16 protein-coding genes and 1 pseudogene are annotated in these 15,815 nt (G+C 69.6%); 13 read left to right on the top strand and 4 right to left on the bottom strand.

The window, feature by feature from the left end:
• Positions 1 to 160 precede the first annotated feature (160 nt).
• Entirely contained in the window at positions 161 to 952 is a 792-nt protein-coding gene (locus AC4BEG_RS35620) for an amidohydrolase family protein (protein WP_490703810.1), read from the bottom strand.
• A gap of 100 nt (positions 953 to 1,052) precedes the next feature.
• On the opposite strand from AC4BEG_RS35620, the gene AC4BEG_RS35615 reads away from it, so the two are divergent.
• Positions 1,053 to 1,508: a MerR family transcriptional regulator gene (locus AC4BEG_RS35615; RefSeq protein WP_490703809.1), complete on the top strand. Its 456-nt coding sequence runs from the start codon at positions 1,053 to 1,055 to the stop codon at positions 1,506 to 1,508.
• Between the two features lie 162 nt (positions 1,509 to 1,670).
• Here the strand turns inward: AC4BEG_RS35615 and AC4BEG_RS35610 are convergent, their stop codons facing one another.
• Together AC4BEG_RS35610 and AC4BEG_RS35605 are read right to left on the bottom strand one after the other, a co-directional pair.
• A complete protein-coding gene (locus AC4BEG_RS35610; protein ID WP_490703808.1) occupies positions 1,671 to 2,186 on the bottom strand; it encodes a DUF6328 family protein in 516 nt (171 codons plus the stop codon).
• A 91-nt stretch (positions 2,187 to 2,277) separates the two neighbouring features.
• Entirely contained in the window at positions 2,278 to 2,604 is a 327-nt protein-coding gene (locus AC4BEG_RS35605; RefSeq protein ID WP_490703807.1) for a plasmid stabilization protein, read from the bottom strand.
• A gap of 492 nt (positions 2,605 to 3,096) precedes the next feature.
• Here AC4BEG_RS35605 and AC4BEG_RS35600 point away from each other — a divergent pair.
• The 11 genes and pseudogenes from AC4BEG_RS35600 to AC4BEG_RS35550 all read left to right on the top strand — a co-directional run bounded on the left by AC4BEG_RS35600 (position 3,097) and on the right by AC4BEG_RS35550 (position 14,232).
• Positions 3,097 to 6,208: pseudogene (locus AC4BEG_RS35600) on the top strand (FAD-binding and (Fe-S)-binding domain-containing protein).
• Between the two features lie 15 nt (positions 6,209 to 6,223).
• Entirely contained in the window at positions 6,224 to 8,032 is a 1,809-nt protein-coding gene (locus AC4BEG_RS35595; RefSeq protein ID WP_490703806.1) for a thiamine pyrophosphate-requiring protein, read from the top strand.
• Positions 8,032 to 8,712, top strand: coding sequence for a gas vesicle protein GvpG (locus AC4BEG_RS35590; protein ID WP_490703805.1), 681 nt, complete (start codon positions 8,032 to 8,034; stop codon positions 8,710 to 8,712). Before AC4BEG_RS35595 ends, AC4BEG_RS35590 begins: the two co-directional genes overlap by 1 nt.
• A 3-nt stretch (positions 8,713 to 8,715) precedes the next feature.
• Entirely contained in the window at positions 8,716 to 9,171 is a 456-nt protein-coding gene (gene gvpO / locus AC4BEG_RS35585; protein ID WP_490703804.1) for a gas vesicle protein GvpO, read from the top strand.
• Entirely contained in the window at positions 9,168 to 9,527 is a 360-nt protein-coding gene (locus AC4BEG_RS35580) for a gas vesicle protein (RefSeq protein ID WP_490703803.1), read from the top strand. The genes gvpO and AC4BEG_RS35580 overlap by 4 nt, the downstream gene beginning before the upstream one ends.
• On the top strand, positions 9,524 to 10,315 hold the full coding sequence (locus tag AC4BEG_RS35575) for a GvpL/GvpF family gas vesicle protein (protein ID WP_490703802.1): 792 nt from the start codon (positions 9,524 to 9,526) through the stop codon (positions 10,313 to 10,315). Before AC4BEG_RS35580 ends, AC4BEG_RS35575 begins: the two co-directional genes overlap by 4 nt.
• Complete coding sequence (locus AC4BEG_RS35570; protein WP_490703801.1) at positions 10,312 to 10,500, top strand: gas vesicle protein; 189 nt, start codon at positions 10,312 to 10,314, stop codon at positions 10,498 to 10,500. Before AC4BEG_RS35575 ends, AC4BEG_RS35570 begins: the two co-directional genes overlap by 4 nt.
• A complete protein-coding gene (locus AC4BEG_RS35565) occupies positions 10,490 to 10,846 on the top strand; it encodes a gas vesicle protein K (protein ID WP_490703800.1) in 357 nt (118 codons plus the stop codon). The genes AC4BEG_RS35570 and AC4BEG_RS35565 overlap by 11 nt, the downstream gene beginning before the upstream one ends.
• 536 nt (positions 10,847 to 11,382) lie before the next feature.
• Positions 11,383 to 11,640, top strand: coding sequence for a hypothetical protein (locus AC4BEG_RS35560; RefSeq protein WP_490703799.1), 258 nt, complete (start codon positions 11,383 to 11,385; stop codon positions 11,638 to 11,640).
• Between the two features lie 132 nt (positions 11,641 to 11,772).
• Entirely contained in the window at positions 11,773 to 13,638 is a 1,866-nt protein-coding gene (locus AC4BEG_RS35555) for an alpha/beta fold hydrolase (RefSeq protein ID WP_490703798.1), read from the top strand.
• A 39-nt stretch (positions 13,639 to 13,677) separates the two neighbouring features.
• Complete coding sequence (locus tag AC4BEG_RS35550) at positions 13,678 to 14,232, top strand: hypothetical protein (protein WP_490703797.1); 555 nt, start codon at positions 13,678 to 13,680, stop codon at positions 14,230 to 14,232.
• A gap of 10 nt (positions 14,233 to 14,242) precedes the next feature.
• Here AC4BEG_RS35550 and AC4BEG_RS35545 read toward each other — a convergent pair whose 3' ends face one another.
• Positions 14,243 to 14,833, bottom strand: coding sequence for a CGNR zinc finger domain-containing protein (locus AC4BEG_RS35545; RefSeq protein ID WP_490703796.1), 591 nt, complete (start codon positions 14,831 to 14,833; stop codon positions 14,243 to 14,245).
• A gap of 86 nt (positions 14,834 to 14,919) precedes the next feature.
• On the opposite strand from AC4BEG_RS35545, the gene AC4BEG_RS35540 reads away from it, so the two are divergent.
• Positions 14,920 to 15,708 (top strand): MBL fold metallo-hydrolase, encoded by a 789-nt coding sequence (locus tag AC4BEG_RS35540; protein ID WP_490703795.1) that lies wholly within the window; start codon positions 14,920 to 14,922, stop codon positions 15,706 to 15,708.
• Positions 15,709 to 15,815: the final 107 nt, after the last annotated feature.

The following is a 15,815-nucleotide window of genomic DNA, read 5'->3' as shown; positions in this document are numbered from 1 at the left end:
CGTGCAAGGCCGAGCCTAGGTGCCGTTCGCCGTCCGGCCCACCGCAAAGGGCATGGGACGCGTAGGCCCGAGGAAATGACCAGACTTCCGTGGCGAACACGACCACCGTGCGCTCGACGGACCGGCCGCGCAGCCGATGTGTCTGCCTCCGCGCCCCTGGTCAGGACAGGCGCAGTAGCTCAGCCAGGTTGCCCCCGAGTACCCGGTCGCGGACCTCGCCAGGTGGTGTGACCCGTTCCACCGTGGTGCGGGCGACGACGGGGTCCCCGTAGGGAGCGTCCGAGCCGAAGAGCGTACGGGTGGGCAGCTCGTGGATCGCGAGGCGGACAGCGAAGATCAGATTCGCCGTGGAAAGTTCGAGGTAGATGTTGGGCGTGGCCCGCGCCAGTTCGATTGCTTCCATCCAATTCGCCCCGGCCAGCTGGCTGATCACCAGCGGAACCTTCGGGTAGCGGGCTGCCAGATCGGCCAGGGTACGCACATCGGACGCGGTCGTGGGCGCGTAGCCGTGGACGACCACCGGCATGCCCGCGTAGTCACACGCGGCCTGGAGGACCGGCTCCACCAGGGCCGCCCGGTCAGGGGGCGGGGTGAGCTCTCCGATGCCGTGGAGCCCACGGCTGACAATGTCGCGGGCGACGGCGGTCGCGGTCTCGGTGGCCGCCCGGCCCAGCCGGACGGAGCCGAAGCCGAGGAAGCGGGCCGGGTGCGCAGCAAGCGCCTCGTCCAACTCCCGGAAGGCCGCGGCGTAGCCGTCGTGCGCGCAGTCGGCATCGCCTCTCAGCGCGGTGTCCAGCACGCGCAATTCGCGACGGAGAGAGGCCAGGTCCGTCGCCCGTTCCGGGTGCGGGCGGGTGGGGAAGAGGACAACACGGTCCACGCCCGCGTCGTCCAGCGCGGACAGATGTCCGCCGAGCGGGTCGTGAACATGGCTGTGAGCATCGATGATCATGTGTACCTTCCGGGCTGGTTGGGTCGCAGCTGGAATGCCTGCGCGCCGGACCAGTGTTGATCCCTGACACCGTTGGAAGGTCAAGCGAGAGGAAGAGTCCATGCTGATCGGGGAGTTGGCCACGCAGACCGGGACCAGCGAGCGCCTGCTGCGCTACTACGAGCGGGCAGGGCTGCTGCGGGCCGAGCGGCTGCCCAACGGCTATCGCAGCTACTCCCCCTCCGCCACCAAAGACGTACGCCGCATCCGCGCCCTCCTCGCGGCCGGGCTCCCCACCCGTGTTATCCGCCAAGTGCTGCCCTGTACCAGTGACATGGCCACCGTGCAGCCCTGTCCCGGTGTCCTCCACGCGCTCCGCGAACAGCTGCGCCACCTCGACCGGCGCGCCACCGAGCTCGCCGCAGCGCGACAACTGCTGCGCGAGACCATCGCAGCGGCGGAAGCACAAGAAACGTCAGCGCCCGCTGACAAGAGGCCGCCGGGAGCCGGGACTGAGAGTCGACGTACGAACCGGGGCGCGGCCCGTGGGCACGCGGGCCCTGGGCGGCACCCCTAGGCCCTGTCCGGCGGATCTCATCGGACCCGCGACGCCTGGCACCACACCTCGCCGCGTTGTCGAAAGTCGCCCGAGTACGCCCAGTACGAGGGCGATCCTCCGCCTTGCGATCCACGGCACCAGACGCCGCGGGCTGCTCCGCAAAGACCCACCGGCCAGGCCCTAGCGCGACCGATTCCGCGCCGTCAGGCGTTCCTTGCGGGAGCGGCGCCGCAGCACGACGGCGGGAACGAACCAGCAGAGGGCGAACCACAGCAGTACTCCGGCCACCAGCCACAAGGCCACACTGCCGGAGGACACGACGCGCAGGATCAGCAGGAGCGCGGACGCCACGGTGAACAAGAGCAAGACAAGCCCGGCCAGTGTGAACCCTGACGCCCAAGCCACGGTCTCCGGCTTCAGACGGCGTCCCGTGACAAACCGGTGCAGGGAGACCGGGGCGATCAGTGCACCGGTCGCCGCCGCGCCCAGGAGAACGGTCACGATGTAAATGACCTTCTCCGTCGCGCCCAGGTCCGCGAAACGCGGGGTGAAGGCGACCGTGAGCAGGAACGCGAAGAGGATCTGCACACCCGTCTGGGTCACCCTCACCTCTTGCAGCAGCTCGGCCCACTTGCGGTCCGCCCGCTCCTCCGGAGACTCGCTGCGGCCGGTCGAGGGCCGACGGTCCTCATGCATCGGCGGCTCCCTTTCCGCCACGCGTTCCTGGGCGGTCGGCACATTCGCGGTCCGGTCGTCACGAGGCGCGCAGACACCGGCCGCCCCCGCGTCAGCGGCCGAGCGCCTTCGCCAGCTGCTCCTTGTTCATCTGGGAGCGGCCCTCGATACCTCGCTGCCTCGCCTCGTTGTACAGCTGATCACGGGTAGGGCCCTTCGCCCCGCTGTGCGAGCGCTTCCCGCCCCGCTCCGGCGCGGACTTCGGGTCCTTCACGGAGGTCCTGCTGGCGGTCTTGGCCTCGCCCGCACGGGCGCGTTCCTTGTTGACGGTCCGGGCGGCGATCTCCTTCGCCCGGGAGGTGGAGGTACCGCGCTCCTCCTGCCCCTTCTTGATGTGCTCGTATTGGCGTTCCCGCTTGCGGCTGGATCCGGCAGGCATGGCTCAGCCTCTCTTTCCCATCGGCGCGCCGCCTTCGCCCGATCGGACCTGCGTCCGGCGGCGGACACGGTTTGCTGTCTCCGTCTTCAACTTTAGGACGGGTTCCCCGGAGTCGAAGTCCGGAACGTCCCGGACGGACGACGTCGTCGTCGCGGCCGGGAGTGCCCCGCGCCTCCGGCTTCGCTCGTACGACTGGGGCCCGGATTGCTGGGAACCCCGGGGTTATGTGTGCTGTACGGCGCCCGGCACCGCATGCCGTTTTCATAACCTCCCATCGGCGCGAAGCTCGCTCCCCCTGGCACACCCGAGCGGGTGAGACGGCCGACTCGGCCATGTCACGCGCCCGACGCTTTTCGCGGCGCGTGGCCACGAGTGCCGCTTCGGCCGAATGCGCATGTCGGCGTGGTGCGGGGAGCCGGGACGCGCAATGTGTAGATCTTGGTACCGATATTCGCACCGGTGACGAACACGGTGGAGGACAGGAAGGCGTCGATGACCACCGAAGATCGGCAGACAGCGCCCGGTAGCAGCGGGTCGAGGGGAAACCCTGCCGCATTGGCGAAGGCCCTGCGTGCCCGTGTGGACGGTGAAGTGCGCTTTGACGCGGGCAGCCGTGGCGCGTACGCCACCGACGGCTCGAACTACCGGCAGGTGCCGATCGGTGTAGTCGTGCCCAGCAACGTGGAGGCCGGGGCCGAGGCGGTCGCGGTCTGCGCGGAGTCCGGCGTCCCCGTACTCAGCCGTGGCGGCGGGACCAGCCTGGCAGGCCAGTGCACCAATGAGGCGGTCGTGATCGACTGGACGAAGTACTGCGACCGACTGGTGTCGGTCGATGCCGAGCGGCGGACCTGTGTGGTGGAGCCCGGCATCGTGCTGGACGAGCTGAACCGGTTGCTCGAACCCCATCAGCTGAAGTTCGGCCCCAAACCGTCCACGCACAGTCACTGTTCTCTGGGCGGCATGATCGGCAACAACTCCTGCGGGGCCTCGGCACAGGCGTACGGAAAGACCGTGGACAACGTGCGGCGGCTGGAGGTGTTGACCTACGACGGCACCCGTTGCTGGGTCGGCCGGACCCCGGACGACGAGTTCCGGGCGATCGTGGGCGCCGGGGGCCGGCGCGCGGAGCTGTACCAGGGGCTGAAGGAGATCGTCGATCGCTACCTCGCGGACGTCCGGGAGGGTTACCCGGCGGTTCCGCGCCGGGTGTCGGGATACAACCTGGACTCACTGCTCCCCGAGAACGGCTTCGATGTGGCCCGCGCGCTGGTGGGCAGCGAGGGCACCCTCGTGACCGTACTGCGCGCCGAATTGGATCTGGTTCCCGTACCGCCCTACGAGGCGGTCCTCGTCCTGGGCTACCCCGACATCTGCTCCGCGGCGGACGACGTACCTCGGCTGCTCGAGCACAGCCGCCCGACCCAGCTGGAGGCGCTGGACGGACGGATGGCACAGCTGATGCGGGAAGAGAGGGCGTTTCTGGATTCCCTGGACCAGTTCCCGGCGGGTGAGAGCTGGCTGCTGGTGCAGTTCAGCGGCGACAGTCAGGAGGACGTCGACGGGCAGGGCCGTGATCTGCTGCATGCGCTCGGCCGCCGCGAGGATGACGGCACGGTGGCGTTCTCCGACGATCCGCGCCGGGAGGAGAAGGTGCTCCGGGCCCGGGAGGCGGGCCTGGGCGTGACCGCCCGTCCACCGGACGGGCGGGAGACCTGGGAGGGGTGGGAGGACTCCGCCGTGCCGCCCGATCGGCTCGGGGATTACCTGCGTGACCTCAAGCGGCTTTTCGACGAGTTCGGGTACGGCCAGTCCTCGCTCTACGGTCACTTCGGGCAGGGGTGTGTCCACACCCGCATCCCCTTCGAGCTGAAGAGCGCCGAGGGGGTGGCCACCTTCCGCACCTTCCTCGGCCGGGCCGCCGATCTGGTCGTCTCCTACGGTGGGTCGCTCTCCGGTGAGCACGGGGACGGTCAGGCCCGGGGCGAGCTCTTGCCGCGGATGTTCGGCGACCGCCTGGTTGCCGCATTCGGTGAGGTGAAGGCCCTCTTCGACCCGGACAACCGGATGAACCCCGGAAAGGTGGTGGCGCCGGACGGTGTGGACGAGAACCTCCGGCTCGGCTCGCGGTGGCGGCCGCGCTCCCTGCCGGCACGGTTCGGTTACCCCCGTGACCAGGGGTCCTTCACCCGAGCGGTGATGCGGTGTGTTGGTGTCGGCAACTGCCGTGCGCACCGGGGTGGTGTCATGTGTCCGTCCTTCCGCGCGACCGGCGAGGAGGAGCACTCCACCCGGGGCCGGGCCCGGCTGCTGTTCGAGATGCTGGAAGGACACAGCGACTCGCCAGTCACCGACGGTTGGCGCTCCACCGAGGTCCGTGACGCGCTGGACCTGTGCCTGGCGTGCAAGGGCTGCAAGTCGGACTGCCCGGTCGGGGTCGACATGGCCACCTACAAGGCGGAGTTCCTCTCCCACCACTACGCGGGGCGGCCGCGACCGGCCGCACACTATTCGATGGGGTGGCTGCCGTTGTGGGCGCGGGTTTCCCGTCTCTCCCCACGGCTGGTCAACGCCGCGCTGCGCGCTCCGGGGCTGGCCCGGATCGGCAAGTGGGTGGCCGGGGTGGCGGTGGAGCGGGAGGCACCCGTCTTCGCCGAGGAGTCCTTCCTTCGGTGGTGGCGGGGCAGGGGCACACCGCAGCCGGAGCCGGGGGACGACAACGCGGTCGTTCTGTGGCCCGACACCTTCAGCACGTTCTTCCACCCGAACATCGCGCGCTCGGCGGTCCGGGTGCTGGAGGACGCGGGGTTCCGCGTGGCGGTACCGGGTCAGGCGGTGTGCTGCGGGCTGACTTGGATCTCCACCGGACAGCTCGGCCCGGCCGAACGTGCCCTTCGTCGCACGGTCGAGGTGCTGCGGCCGTGGCTCGAGACGGGCACCCCGATCGTCGGTCTGGAGCCCTCCTGCACCGCCGTCTTCCGGGCCGACGCACCCGAGTTGCTGCCGCAGGACCAGGATGTCCAGCGGCTCGCACGGCAGTTCCGTACACTCTCCGAACTGCTCCTCCAGGACGCCGATGGCTGGCGGCCCCCGGCCATCGGAAGAGCGGCGACGGTGCAGACGCACTGTCATCAGCACGCCGTGCTGAAAGACGATGCCGACCGCGAGCTGATGCGTCGTGCCGGCATCGACGCCGATGTCCTGGACGAGGGTTGCTGCGGGCTCGCCGGCAACTTCGGATTCGAGCGCGGACACCACGACCTTTCCATGACCATCGCCGAACTGGGTGTCCTGCCGGCCGTACGGGACACCGCCCCCGGTGCTCTCGTCCTCGCCGACGGCTTCAGCTGCCGCGTCCAGATCGAACAGGGCGGCACGGGCCGTCGGGCGATGCATCTGGCCGAGGTGCTGGCGCTCGGCCTGGACACCGCACATCTGCCCGCGCACCTGCCGGAAAAGCTCGCCGTCCGCCCGGAGCCCTCCCCCCCGTGATGCGCGTGTGGCCGCGGCCACGGCGCTCATCGCGGCCATGGCTGCCGCGGGCGGCATCCACGCCATCGTCCGCCGACGCCGCGGTCGAGGCATCGCACTCCCCCACACGCATTGATGAGAGGAAGCACCTGTGTCACTCAAAGTGTCCGACTACATCCTCCAGCGACTGCGCGAATGGGATGTGGAACATGTCTTCGCCTATGCGGGAGACGGCATCAACGGCCTGCTCGCCGCCTGGGGACGGGCCGACAACAAGCCACAGTTCATCCAGTCCCGGCATGAGGAGATGTCCGCCTTCGAGGCCGTCGGCTACGCCAAGTTCTCCGGGCGGGTCGGTGTGTGTGCGGCGACCTCGGGCCCCGGCGCCATCCATCTGCTCAACGGCCTGTACGACGCCAAGCTCGACCACGTACCGGTGGTGGCGATCGTCGGCCAGACCAACCGCAGCGCCATGGGCGGTTCCTACCAGCAGGAAGTCGATCTGCTGAGCCTCTACAAGGACGTGGCGGCCGACTTCTGCGAGATGGTCACCGTCCCCGAGCAGCTCCCCAACGTCATCGACCGGGCGATGCGCACGGCCCGCGCCAAACGCACGGTGACCGCCATCATCATCCCCGCCGACGTACAGGAACTCGACTACTCACCGCCGACGCACACGTTCAAGATGGTCCCGTCAAGCCTCGGCATGGCCTCCTATACGCCCCTCCCGGGCGCCACTGATGTGGACCGCGCCGCCGAGGTGCTCAACGCCGGGGAGAAAGTGGCCATCCTCATCGGCCAGGGCGCGCGCGGAGCACGCGACGAGGTCGAGCAACTCGCCGAGTTGCTGGGGGCCGGGGTGGCCAAGGCGCTCCTGGGCAAGGACGCGTTCCCCGACGATCTGCCCTATGTCACCGGCGCCATCGGGCTGCTGGGCACCCGCCCCTCCTATGAACTGATGCAGGAGTGCGACACCCTGCTCGTGATCGGATCCAGCTTCCCCTACACCCAGTTCCTGCCCGAACTCGACCAGGCGCGGGCCGTGCAGATCGACATCGACCCCTTCATGGTCGGCCTGCGATACCCCTTCGAAGTCAATCTCGTGGGAGACGCCCGGGAGACGCTCAAGGCCCTGCTTCCGAAGCTGAAGCGGAAGAAGCCCGGCTCATGGCGCAAGAAGATCGAGAAGAACACCGCCCGCTGGTGGAAGGTCATGGAACGGCGCGCCGCCGTGGACGCCGACCCCATCAACCCCGAGTACGTCGTCCACGCGCTCGACGCCCTCCTCCCCCACGATGTGATCCTGGCCGCCGACTCCGGCTCCGCCGCCAACTGGTACGCACGCCACCTCCGCATCCGCGGGGCCATGCGCGGCTCGCTCTCCGGCACGCTGGCCACCATGGGGCCGGGCGTCCCGTATGTCATCGGGGCCAAGTTCGCCCATCCTGACCGGCCCGCGCTGGCCCTGGTGGGCGACGGGGCCATGCAGATGAACGGCATGGCCGAACTCATCACCGCTGCCAAGTACTGGTCCGAGTGGCAGGACCCCCGGCTGATCGTCGCCGTACTCAACAACCACGACCTCAACCAGGTCACCTGGGAGATGCGCGCAATGTCCGGCGCTCCGCAGTTCCTCCCCTCCCAGGGCCTCCCCGATGTGCCGTACGCGGACTTCGCCCGCTCCATCGGCCTGGAGGGTGTGCGGGTGGAGACACCGGAGGGAGTGGAATCCGCCTGGCACAAGGCGCTCGGCGCGGACCGTCCCTTCGTCATCGACTTCCGCACCGACCCCGCCGTACCGCCGATTCCCCCGCACGCCACCCTCGACCAGATCGAAGCCGCCGCCACGGCCATCTTCAAGGGCGACAGCGACCGTGCGGACGTGGTCCGGCAGGGCGTCAAAGCCAAGATCCAAGAGTTCCTGCCGGGCACGAGCCGCCGTCAGGAACGGAAGGACTGATGCCCAGCGCGGCACAGGACACCCCGACGGTGGAACGGGTGGATGTGTCCGTCTACACCGTCCCGACGGACACCTCAGAAGCGGATGGCACACTCGCCTGGAACTCCACCACGCTGATTCTCGTCCAGGCCGTCAGCGGGCCGACGACCGGAACCGGCTGGACCTACGGATCCCCCGCCACCGCCGAGGTGGTCAGCAAGGAACTGGCTGACGTCGTGACCGGGCATCCCGTGCTCGATGTGCCAGGGGCGAACGAGGCCATGGGCCGCGCGGTGCGCAACACCGGGCGGCCCGGCCTCGTCGCCGGACCGATCTCCGCCGTCGACATCGCCCTGTGGGACCTCAAGGCCCGGCTGCTCGGACTGCCCTTGGTCCACCTTCTCGGCGCTACCGTCACCGACGTCCCGGTGTACGGCAGCGGTGGCTTCACCACGTATGACCAGGAGCAGCTCACCCGGCAGTTGCGCGGCTGGACGCAGGAGCGGGGGATCGCCGAGCAGATCCGCGAGGAAGCCCGTCGGCAGCTCTACGACCCCGCCGTCATCCAGCAGCGCCTCGAGGAGGTCGCCCAGGCTCGGGACAGCGGTGAGCTCAGTGCGGAGGAGGCGGCCGAGCTGGAGAGCGAGCTGGTCCGCCGCCTGATGTCCGGCGGCCCGCCCACCGGGGGCATGGAGGGCTGAGCCGTGCCCCGGGAGCAACGGCGCGCACGCGAAGAACACGGCCGCGAGCAGGAGGCGGAACGCGCACACGAGCGGGAACCGGAGCACGGCCGCGAGCAGGAGGCGGAGCGCGCACGCAAGGAACACGGCCGCGAGCGGGAGCCGGAACGCACACGTGCACGCAAGCAGGCCCGCCCCCGTCGGGAGCGGAGCAGCCAGGGCATCGGTGCCCGTGACGCGGCTCTGAGCGCCGCTCGTCAGGTGCAAGAGCTCACCGGGCGTGATCCGGAAGGGGTCACATCGCTGGAGCGCCGGGAGGACGGCTGGGTGGTCGGCATCGAGGTGGTGGAGACCCACCGCGTACCGGACTCCACCGACATCCTCGCCGAGTACCGCGTCGAGGTGGACAACGACGGCGAGCTCCTCACCTACCGGCGCGACCACCGCTACTACCGGGGCAGGTCGGAGGAGCGGAGATGAGCCAGAGCTCGGACTGGAACGTGCCGACCCGGCGCGCGGAGCCCTCGCGCGAACCCGTCCGCCGTGGCACCGAGCCGTCGAGCCTCGCCGACATCCTGGAACGGGTGCTGGACAAGGGCATCGTCATCGCCGGAGACATCCAGATCAATCTGCTGGACATCGAACTGCTGACGATCAAGATCCGGCTGCTGGTCGCGTCTGTGGACCGGGCCAAGGAGATGGGCATCGACTGGTGGGAGCACGATCCCACCCTCTCCTCCCGCGCCCGGGACGTCCTGGAGGAGAACGAACGGCTCCGGCGACGCGTCGGGGAGCTGGAGGCGGGCCATGACGCGGACGGGGAGGACAAGCGGTGAACGGATCCCATGCCACTTGGCTGTACGCGGTGACCACCGCCCCGCCCGGCGACGGCTCGCCTCAGGTGCTCACCGGTGTGACCGGAGTGGCGGATGAACCGGTGCGCCTGGTCATGGGCTCGGGGCTGGCTGCCGTCGTCGGCTCCGTACCGCTCAGCGACTTCGACGAGGAGGCGTTGCGCGATCACCTGGAGGATCTGCGACGGCTGGAGCGAGCGGCCCGCGCACACCACCGCGTGATCAACGAGTCGGCCCACCACGGGCAGGTCGTCCCGCTGCGCTTCGCCACGCTCTACCACGACGACGACCGCGTCCGCGCCATGCTCGAGGAGCGCCGGGACGACCTCATGGACACCCTCGGCAGGGTGGAGGGCCGGACCGAGTGGGGCGTCAAGGCGTATGTCGACCCCCGTGCCTTCGCCGCCGCCCCGGCCGAGGACACAGGCGGTGATGACCGGCCGGGAACCGCCTATCTGATGCGCCGCCGCGCCCAGCGGCAGGAGCGGGATACCGCACACGACCGCGCCGCCGCACGGGCGGAGGAGATCCACACCGCCCTGGCCGCACCGGCGGTGGCCACGGCCGCGCATCCGCCGCAGGACACCGCGCTGGCCGCGTACGAGGGGTGGATGGTGCTCAACAACTCCTATCTGGTGCCCGACAACGCCACGGACGACTTCACCGCCACCGTGGACGCCCTCCGGGAGCGCTACCCGGACATCACCCTGGAGCTCAGCGGCCCGTGGCCGCCTTACTCGTTCACCGCTCTGCCCGAGGAGTCGCCATGACACACGCGGTCGAACGGCGGGAAGTGGCGCTCGTGGACCTCCTGGACCGGGTTCTGGCAGGCGGCGTGGTGATCGCCGGGGAGATCACCCTGACCATCGCCGATGTGGATCTGGTGCGGATCTCCCTGCGCGCGCTGATCGCCTCGGTGCGGATGGAGAACCAGGACGGCGACGATGGCCACTGACCCTACCCCCGCCCACGGTGGCCGTTCGGACCTCCCCGGCCGCGACGACCGGCCTGGTCCTTCCGGCGAGGTGCCCCGCCGGATCGAGGTCGATCAGGAGTCGGCGCGCCAGAGCCTGGCCGGCCTGGTACTCACCATCGTGGAGCTCCTGCGACAGTTGATGGAGCGTCAGGCCCTGCGGCGGATCGACCAGGGCGGCCTCAGCGACGAGCAGATCGAGAAGCTCGGGCTGACCCTGATGGCTCTGGAGGAGAACATGACCGAACTGCGCGAGCACTTCGGCCTGACCGAGGAGGACCTCAACCTCGACCTCGGCCCACTGGGCCCCCTCCTCCCCCGCGACTAGCTCCTGTGCTGTCGATCTTCGTGGATCAGCCCGCGGCGTCTGGTGCCGCCCGGCCGGCGATCCCGCCGTCGCGGTCAATTCTCCGCATTCTCGGACGACGCCGACCGCGCCTGCCGCGTCCTGGGGAACCCACTGCTCGGCAGCGCGCCCAACACCTGCTGCCCGGGTGAAGCCCGGTGAAGCCAATTCTGCCGAAATCACTAGTCCCTCGCCGCCGAACGAGCCCGAGCCAGCATTGCTGGCGTATGAAGGTTCTTGTTCCCAGAGCGAGGTTCTTGCTCCCACAGCGTCGAAGGAGCCCTGACTGATACCTCGTCATGTCAGTTGGCAGGACGGCTTCTTCGAACCATCACGCGCGAGACAGAGAGCCGAAGGCAAGGGGAATGCAAGCCACCAGGTGGCGATAGCGCAATAGGCGCGGACGTCACCTGTCACGGCGGTTGCCGGGATTCCGAACATCCCATTTCCGCCGCCGACCATCAGATGACGCCGAATTCTTCGAATTCGGCGCAAGGACGACCAGGAAGGTGATTCTGATGTCCGCAACCAACGAATCCCGCATTGCCGGTTGGGCCCGGAGCAACGCCGCGGAGCACACTGACTACCACGTGCCCCACACCCCGGAGACCGTCCCCGCTCTGGGCGCCACCGATGTGGCCGCCGCCGCGCCCCCGGAGGTCCCGACCGCCTTCTGGACCGGCTACCAGGGCGGCGACAAGAACCTGCCCCGCACTGGCCTGGAGCCGGGCGGAACCGTTCAGGATCTGCTGCGGGTCCACCCCGGGTGGATCTGATCGGTAGATCCCTCATCTGACCGCTCGGCGTCCCCGGCTCAATACCGAACCGGCCGGGGGCGCCGAGCGGTGATCTTCCCGGCACGCCGGTGCCGCCCCTCCCCCACGCCGCGACATTGCCCCGGAGAGCACATGCATCTCGGAGAGCGCGACGCCGTTGACGCCGTGTTCCGCAAGGTTGAACTCCTCACGTCCATAGGCCAGACCATCGGCAGTCTCGAACAGCTCGCCACGTCCACCCAGTTCGCCGACGACGGCCTCTTCAGCTGGCGTATCGGAAAGCTCCGCATGTCCCAGGCGTGGCCCACCGCAGGAGACCGCCTGGACAAGGTCTTCGGCTATCCGAATGTCATGGCGCTGGTGCACACCCGCGGCCTCGCCGGTCTCGGACTGCTCCGGCCGGGTGCGAGCCGCGCCCAGCGAGGCGTTCTCGCCGCCACGATGTGCGCGACGGCGTACGGGGTGCAGACGCGTGTGCGGTATGGGTTCGACGGCTCCGACCACTTCGCCTTCGTGAACTACGCCTGCGCGGCCCTGGAGAAGGCATTCCCCCACGATGAGCGCGCCCGGGAGGCCCTGGTGGCCTTCCTCGCCGCACAGGCATGCCTGTCCTATTTCACTTCCGGGGCAGCCAAACTGATCTCACCGGTGTGGCGCGACGGAAGCGCCATCCCCCGCATCTTCCGCACCACCACCTACGGCGACAGCCTCTTCTACCGAACTGTCCGCGACCGGCCGTGGCTGGCCAAGGCGGTGGCCTGGTCCACGATTGCCGGCGAGATGGCCTTCCCCCTGGTGTTGGTGGCCCCGAAGCCGGTTGCCCGCGGAATCCTGGCCACCGGAGCGGCCTTCCATCTCGGCAATGCGCGCTTCATGGGACTCAACCGGTTCGTGTGGTCGTTCGGCGCCACCTACCCGGCCGTTGCCCATGTGTCGCGCGCGCTGGGACGCGACAACGCGCCCGCGTCCCAGGCCGCGAGCGGTCGTACCCCGCTGAAGTCCCTGGTGGCCGCGGCGACCAGGCCCGGTGTGGTGCGTAACGCCGTGCTTGCGGCCGCTGGGGCCACGGCGCTGGCGGGGGCGACGGTCCACCGGGGCGCCGAACGCCGCCGAGAGCGGAGGAGGGCGTCGGCACCCGGCCGGCTGGTCCGTGTGAACGGACGCGATGTGCATGTGCTGGCGAACACGGTCGGCGTGGGGCCGACGGTCGTCTTCGAGAACGGCATGGCCTGCCCGGCCACCGAGTGGGGGTGGGTGCTGGACGAGCTCGGCCCCGGCACCAGCTATGTGGCCTACGACCGGCCGGGCATCGGCTGGAGCGCGACGGCGTCGGGTCCGCGGGACGCGGAGCGGAGCAGCGCGGGACTGCGCGCATTGCTCACCGCACTCGGTGCGCGACCGCCGTTCCTGCTCGTCGGCCACTCGGTCGGAGGGGTCCTGATCCGGTGCTTCGCGCGCCGCCACCCCGAACTCGTCGCAGGTCTGGTGTTCGTCGACTCCTCCCATCCGGATCAGCTGAGGCGGTCAACGGGCCAGCGGCAGACGTTGCCGTGGGTCCGGCAGCAGGTGACCACGTCATGGTTCCGGGCCCTGGCCGGAACGCCACGCCGGTCGCAGGAGTTCCGGCCGTTCAGCTCCCTGCCCGACACCATGGCCGAGGCGACCGAGAGGTGCATGGCAGCATCAGGCGCCTGGTGGGCAACCCGCCAGGAGATGCACCACTGGCAGCACTCATGGTCACCCGACGCGGCACACCTGCGGGCGGTCTCCCGGCCCGTTGCGGTGCTCACCGCGGGAGAGACCGTGCGGGCGGACCCGGCACACGAGGCCCTCCAGCGCGAGCTGGCGGCGCTGTCCACGGTCTCGCGGCACGACTTCGTGGCGGACGCCGGACACAACACCCTGGTGATGGCACCGGAGCACGCGCCCGGAGTCGTCGACAGCATCGATTGGGTCCGCGCCCGCGCACGTGGGCTCGCCCACGGCCACGCCGGCTGAGACCCGGAACAGACACCGACACCCATGAGGGGAACCATCATGGCCCTCCGCACGCGGCTCCCCCGGTACGGCCTGTACGGGCTTCTGCTGTCCTGGTTCGGGCTCACCGTCGCCCAGCAGTTCAAGAAGCGGCCGCGATTCCTCGACGCGGTCGATCCCGCCAACGTGACCCTTCCCATCTCGACGTTCTTCGCACCGAACCCCGGCAGCAACGACACACACCTGCTGACGCGGAACCGGCTCGCCGACGGGAGCATGAGCGAGTGGACGGAACACGCGATGACACAGGCCCGATCATCGCGGCACATGGTCTGGCACCCGGGGCGGCGGGGCGAGAAGGCCCTGCTGGACATCGTCACCGACCTCACAGCGGTGCTGCGCGCGGAGCGGCGGGTGGAGTATGTCCAGATGACCGTCCCGTATCTCAGTCTCCTGAACTTCGTCACGCACCAGTGTGCACACGTGCCGAACGCCACGCAGGTGCAGTTCCTGCTGGTGTCCTCGGCGGGCTGCGACGAGAACGAAGAACCCACCACGATCCTGGCCTCCGCGCTCCACGACATCGATCCCTCCGCCGGTACCGCCCGCCGGTGAAACGGTCTGCTTACGGCTGGGCACGTCGGGCGTAGGCGCGGGCGGCGCGGACGCGGTCGCCGCAGCGGGTGGAGCACCACTGGCGGCGCCCGTGGCGCAGCAGGTAGCGCTTGCAGGGGGTGGAATCGCAGCTGGTGAGACGGTCGGCGTCGGGGCTGGTGAGGAGGTCGGCCGCGTTGGCCGCGAGGGTCGCCAGAGCGCGGTCGAGGATCTCGTTGGTGGGGCAGGGGGCCGCGCGGTAGGGGCCGGTCTTCTCGTCCCAGTACAGCAGGGCGGCCGTGGGAGCTTTGCTCAGCGCGTCGTTGACAGCGGACAGAGCCGCGGGCAGGGCGGGCAGCCCGGCCACGCGGGCCGCGAACAATGATCTGAGGTGTTCGCGCAAGGAGCGCAGTTGCGCCGCGCACATCTCCTGGACCCCGGCGTCAGCGGGCGCGAGGTCGTGTTCGGTGAGCCATCGATTTGTGGCTTCGGGGGTGCCGAGGAGGTCGATGAAGTGCCCTCCGGGCAGCGCGATGGCGCTGTTGACGAAGTCGAGGGCGAGGTAGTCCTCCGCCCCCGGCGCGGGCGGTGGCACGGATTCGGCCGTCGGGATCTCGCTCATAGCCCTCATGGTACGGCTTGCGTTCATCCGTGAGACCCCGCTACCGTCCTTCACGGATGAACATCTCTCTATCCGTGAGGTTCTCGATGGCTGGCACCAGCACCACCACTGAGCAGATCCCCATCCGCGTCTTCGGCGGACCGACTGCCCTCTTCGACTACGGGGGCCTGCGCTTCCTGACCGATCCGACCTTCGACGCACCCCGCGACTACCACGTGCCGGGCGGCCAGTTGACCAAGACGGCGCCCTCCGCCGGCGCCCCGGCCGACCTTGGCCATATCGACGTGGTCCTGCTCTCCCACGACGAACACCCCGACAACCTCGACGACTCCGGCCGGGCGCTGCTCGCCGACATCCCGCTGACCCTGACCACCCCTGGGGGCGGGCAGCGCCTGGGAACCAGGGCCAGGGGACTGGCCGACTGGGAGTCGATCGAGCTGGACCGCCCCGGCGGCGGCACGATCACCGTCACAGGCGTGCCCGCCATCCACGGTCCCGGCCCCCGCGAGGACGTCGAACCGATCACCGGCCAGGTCGTCGGGTTCGTCCTGACCGGAGAGGGCCTGCCCACGCTCTACGTCAGCGGCGACAACGCCTCGCTCGATCTCGTCAAGGAGATCGCCGAACGGTTCGGCCCGGTGGACACCGCCATCCTCTTCGCCGGAGCTCCCCGGTTCTCCAACCTCTTCGACGGCGCGCTCATCGTCCTCGACAGCGCGCAAACCGCCGCCGCTGCCCAGATCCTCGGCGCACGCCGGGTCGTTCCCGTCCACTACGACAGCTGGGCCCACTTCACCGAGGGCCGTGACGAACTGGTCACCGCCTTCACCAACGCCGGGCTCCTCGACCGCCTGGACCTGGGTAACCGGGGCTGACGCCACAGCCGGGCAGACACCTCACCTCAATTCGTCAAGCCGCGACGGCACTGTCCTTCTGTGCCCAGCCCCGCCCCTCAGGCTCGGCCGGGGCGGGGCTGGGCGTT

Source organism: Streptomyces sp. JLBJ103 (genome assembly GCF_058215575.1).
The sequence above is the reverse complement of the archived record's forward strand: the minus strand, read 5'-3'. Positions and strand labels throughout refer to the sequence as shown.